Genomic DNA, 368 nt, shown 5'->3' with positions numbered 1-368 from the left:
CGCAACTATCCGCATGTGCATGTGCCGGCGGCCAGCAGCCACGGCACCGCCGACCGGCCGCCGGCGGAGCGCGTCGGCTTCCGGCCCGAGGATGTCGATGCCGCGCTTGCGGCGCTCGACGAGACTTTCGACATCGACCGCGAGGACATCGAAAGGCTGCTGCGCCAGGTCGAATTGCAGGCGATGGTGCGCGCGCAGCGCACGCTGCTTTGCCGGGACATCATGTCCCGCGATGTGATCTCGGTGCCGGAAACGGCCACGGCCGACGAGGCACGCAAACAGCTGATCGACCACAACATCCGCACCTTGCCGGTGGTCGGCGCGGACGGCAAACTTACCGGCGCGGTCGGTCTGCGCGAGCTGACAAA

General features: G+C 67.9%; 1 protein-coding gene. It reads left to right on the top strand.

What is annotated here, in order from left to right:
* A partial coding sequence (locus EN804_RS35155; protein ID WP_135922340.1) for a CBS domain-containing protein occupies nt 1-368 on the top strand: 368 nt, incomplete at both ends.

This window comes from Mesorhizobium sp. M8A.F.Ca.ET.161.01.1.1 (assembly GCF_004792105.1).
Lineage (GTDB): Bacteria > Pseudomonadota > Alphaproteobacteria > Rhizobiales > Rhizobiaceae > Mesorhizobium.
The sequence above is the reverse complement of the archived record's forward strand: the minus strand, read 5'-3'. Positions and strand labels throughout refer to the sequence as shown.